The sequence below is a fragment of the Streptomyces sp. OfavH-34-F genome, from assembly GCF_022347745.1.
Classification (GTDB): domain Bacteria; phylum Actinomycetota; class Actinomycetes; order Streptomycetales; family Streptomycetaceae; genus Streptomyces.
The window spans coordinates 1-4,231 of record NZ_JAKRGC010000431.1 but is presented as its reverse complement, the minus strand read 5'-3'; the positions used below and the strand labels follow the sequence as shown (position 1 = coordinate 4,231).

The 4,231-nt window shown below is 71.9% G+C and carries 4 protein-coding genes; 3 read left to right on the top strand and 1 reads right to left on the bottom strand.

Annotation, left to right across the window (positions count from 1 at the left end):
• Window positions 1-397: 397 nt before the first annotated feature.
• The 3 genes from MHW47_RS32705 (at window position 398) to MHW47_RS32695 (ending at window position 3,216) form a co-directional block, all read left to right on the top strand.
• The gene (locus MHW47_RS32705) at window positions 398-1,210 is read left to right on the top strand and encodes a glycerophosphodiester phosphodiesterase family protein (RefSeq protein ID WP_239227474.1); all 813 of its coding nucleotides are present in this window, start codon (window positions 398-400) and stop codon (window positions 1,208-1,210) included.
• 255 nt (window positions 1,211-1,465) lie between these two features.
• Complete coding sequence (locus MHW47_RS32700) at window positions 1,466-2,029, top strand: ATP-binding protein (protein WP_239227473.1); 564 nt, start codon at window positions 1,466-1,468, stop codon at window positions 2,027-2,029.
• 221 nt (window positions 2,030-2,250) lie between these two features.
• Entirely contained in the window at window positions 2,251-3,216 is a 966-nt protein-coding gene (locus MHW47_RS32695) for a DUF5926 family protein (protein ID WP_239227472.1), read from the top strand.
• Between the two features lie 628 nt (window positions 3,217-3,844).
• Here the strand turns inward: MHW47_RS32695 and MHW47_RS32690 are convergent.
• On the bottom strand, window positions 3,845-4,231 hold a 387-nt coding region (locus MHW47_RS32690; RefSeq protein ID WP_239227471.1), incomplete at its 5' end, for a bifunctional DNA primase/polymerase.

Genomic DNA, 4,231 nt, shown 5'->3' with positions numbered 1-4,231 from the left:
CCGACATGCCCTGTGCCGCGTGCGGGTCGGCTGCGGCCGGGGGCGTCGCGGCGGGGGGCGCGTCCTCGGGGTGCGCCTGCGGAGCGTCGGCCGGCACGGGAGGTGCGGACGGAACGGACGAGGCGCCCTCGGCCCCGGTGCCCTCGTTGCCCTCGTTCTCTGTGCTCACAGCTCTTTACTCCTCGGTTCCACATCAGTCGTTCGGCAAGAGATCCGCTGTGTACGTGTGTATGGGGGACAGCTTTTCCCACCGCACGTCAGGCCACTGTAAGCAGGAGCTGTGCATCCGCGCACGGCCCTTACACCGGACAAATCGGCCCGGCGGCGCAAGGTGTCCCGGCCCTCTTCCCGACGGTGACACCATGGCTCGGTGACCCAAGCACGGCAGCAGCACCCCATGCAGCATCCCATTCAGGTCATCGCCCACCGCGGCGCGTCCGACGACGCCCCCGAGCACACGCTCGCCGCGTACCGCAAGGCGATCGAGGACGGCGCCGACGCCCTGGAGTGCGACGTACGCCTGACGGCCGACGGCCACCTCGTCTGCGTGCACGACCGCAGGGTGAACCGTACGTCCAACGGGCGCGGCGCCGTCTCCGCGCTGGAACTGAGCGCCCTCGCCGCCCTCGACTTCGGCTCGTGGAAGGACCGCGACGAGTCCGAGGCCCCGGACTGGGATCCGGTGCCGGGCGAGCTGACCTCCGTACTCACTCTCGAACGGCTGCTCGAACTGCTCGTCGAGACGCGCGCCGCCGGGCGGCCCCTCCAGCTCGCCGTCGAGACCAAGCACCCCACGCGCTGGGCAGGACAGGTCGAGGATCGACTGCTGGACCTGCTGAAACGCTTCGAGCTCGACGCGCCCCCGCCGCCCGGTACCCCGTCCCCGGTACGCGTCATGAGCTTCTCGGCCCGCTCGCTGCACCGCGTCCGGGACGCCGTGCCCCATCTGCCCACCGTGTACCTGATGCAGTTCGTCTCCCCCCGGCTGCGCGACGGGCGGCTGCCCGCGGGCGCACGGGTCGCCGGCCCCAGCATGCGGATCGTGCGCAGCCATCCCGGCTACATCGAGCGGCTGCACCGCGCCGGGCACCGGGCCCACGTGTGGACGGTCAACGAACCGGAGGACGTCGAGCTGTGCGTACGGCTCGGCGTGGAGGCCATCATCACCAACCGCCCCAAGCAGGTCCTGGCCCAGCTAGGCCGTTCGTAATACCTACGCATCTGCACATGGAGAGATCAACTACAGGGAGTACACCGGCGCACTCGGAGTGTGCCCAATCGTGTCGAGTGCGTCACTGACCGACCATTGGCCGGTTTCCGGCACAGCCCTGGAGGGCATCCACACCGTGGCGTGGGGGCAAAGGAGGTCTCGGGGGTGGCGTTGGTGGTGGCACAGGAAGTGCCCACGTCGTCGAGCATGGCCGTTCCCCATGGCCCTGCGGGCGTGGGCCGGGCAAGGCAGCGGATGCGCGAACAGTTGCGCAGCCACGGGGTGTCGGACGCGGTTGTCGACGACGCGGTACTGATTCTTTCCGAACTGCTCAGCAACGCCTGCCGGCACGGCAGGCCGCTGGGCCGGCAGACGGAGTTGGGGGACGGCGACGTGCGCGCCGCCTGGCGCGTCGACCGGACGGGCGGACTGACGGTCGAGGTGACGGACGGAGGCGGCCCGACCAGGCCGGTTCCCGCTACGCCGTCGGTGACCGCGCGCGGCGGACGGGGGCTCAACATCATCAGCGCCCTGGCCCGCGAGTGGGGCGTACGCGACGACGTCTCGGGCGAGGTCACGGTCTGGGTGCTGGTCGACGGGGCGTACGAGGCCTCCGGCCGCTCCGGCGAACGGCCGGGCGGGCGCGGCAGCGGGCGGAGCGCCGGGACGACCGGTCTGCCGAACGCCCACAAGCGGAAGGCGACGGTCGCGCCGGGGCTCGATACAGCGGGACTCGACACGGCGGGGCTCGGCATGCCGGGTCTCGAAGGTCTCGATCTCACCGGCGTGTTCGACGACGCCTTCGACGATGTGGGCTGAGAGCGCGGGCTGACAGGGGCCCCGATGCGTCACGTCCGGAACAGGCGCCGCACCGCACGCACCGGGCCCAGGACCGAGCGGTCGTGCGGGCTGTTGTGCCCCGGTGGGCGGCGGGACGGCTAGGGTCTGTGCGACAGATCGTCGCGGCCCACGAAGATCCGCCGGAAGCACCCGGGGCTCGCGGGCCGGACCGCACCGTCGCAATCGGGAGTAAGCCCACCATGGCGAAGAAGCGCCCTCAGTCCAAGGCCGGGAAGCAGCAGCTCAAGGACGGCGAGATCCCGGTCGTCGGGGCTCGTGAACCCTGCCCGTGCGGTTCGGGCCGCCGCTACAAGGCGTGTCACGGCCGCGCCGCGGCGCAGGCCGTGACCGAGCTGGTGCAGCGTCCGTTCGAGGGCCTGGCCGGGGAGTGCGACTGGGTCGCGCTGCGCGAGCTGGTGCCCGCGGCCACGGTGGAGCTGACCCTCAAGGACGGTCTGCCCGAGGGCGTGCCGTCGGTGACGCTGGCGACGGTCCTCCCGATGGCGTGGCCCGCGCTGCGCCGTGAGGACGGCTCCGTCCTGCTCGCGCTCCAGAACGACACCTCGTCCGGCGACCTCAGCCGGGACCTCGCGGACACCCTGCGGCGCGCGCTGGAGGCCGAGCCGGGTTCGCCCGTGGCCGCCCGCCGCGTACCGGCCGACGGGCCCCGGCTGCAGGATCTGCTCGACGGCGACGCGCCGTTCGAGCCGGTCGTGCACTCCGGCTTCGAGTTCTGGGTGCCGGATGCGGAGAACGCCACGGCCGAGGTGTCCGCCTCGCTGGAACGCGCGAACGAGGCGGCGATCCCGACCGCCCTGCTGTCCGGGGTGGACGCCGCCTACTGGTGCGAGACGCCGGAGAAGAACCACCTGCGCTGGGTCATGCCGCACGCCGAGGAGCAGCTCCTCGACGCGCTGGCCCGGCTGCACGCGGCGGGTGAGTCGTCGCTCGGCGAGGGCACCCGGCTGGTCGGGTCGTTCCGTGCGCACGGCTTGATGGTTCCGGTGTGGGACCTGCCGAGCGCGATGAGTGCCGAGGACTGTGAGAAGCCCGCCGCCGCGTTCGCTGAGCGGCTCGCGACGGCGCTCGCGTCGGACGCGCCGCTCAACGCCGAGGAGCGCAGGGCGCGGGGCGGCCTCACCAACCGCCAGGTGACGCTCAGCTGACCGTGGCGCCTCCACGGTCCGGACGGTGACTCCCGTCACAACTGCCCGTACTGGCAGGTAAATCGCTGTCCTAATACGCGAGATCGAATTTGCGAACGGCAGATCTCTTGTTACCGTTCTAGAAGCCCGGTCGCTGGTGCATCCCCCGTCGCCAGCGACCGGGCATCCTCATTTCCGGGTACGCCTCGGGTACGCCGCGCGCCGCGCGCTCCGGGTCGCGCCGACCCCCGCACGAGCCCCCGCGCAGGCGGCCCCGCAGACCTGCCCCGGCTCCCCCACCCCTCCGCCGCGCTCGGTGGTCCCCCGTCAGACGCGCCTCCCCGCACGGGGGTTGAACCGCCGCCGGACCGGGAACGGGGCCGGCCGCGCAGCCATCGGAAAGCCCGGAGTCGCCCGGTTTTGCGACGCGCCGAATTCGTGCTCGTGCGGCACCGCGGAACAAACGGATCAGGTGCTCGCAGTGCCGCGTTTACGCGGAAATCGTGAAGAGGGGCGGAAGGGGACGGGGAAGAACGTAAGGGTTTCACCGGGCACCGAGATCGGACGGGGAAGCGCCAGAACTCCGTAATGAATGGAACCCGAAAGAACAAGAACGCATCAGAATCTGGCCAACCACGCCACCAAACGTTCAGTACGCGAGTCTGCTGCCGCCGTCCGGGGTGCTCGCGCTGGCCTCGACCAGTACGTCCAGCACGGCCCCCACATCGGGGAGCCAGGGCGCCGTGCCCGGGGTGACGGCGCGCTTGGGGCGCGCACCCGTAACGTGCTCCGGCGCACGCTCCCAGCACACCTGCCCCGTACCGATCTCCGACGGCGGGAGCACGATGTAGCCGCCCTCGCCGTGGAACCGGAGCGAACTGGGCACCCAGTCCTGGGCGTACAACAGCTCACCGAGCCGTTCCAGCGTGTACGGGGCGACCAGCAGCGCCCACCGGGTGGGCGTCGCCACCACGGGCCCCGGCCGCAGGCCCGCGCGGTCGAGCGCAGCCAGGGCGCGGGCCCCGGCCGCCGCCGG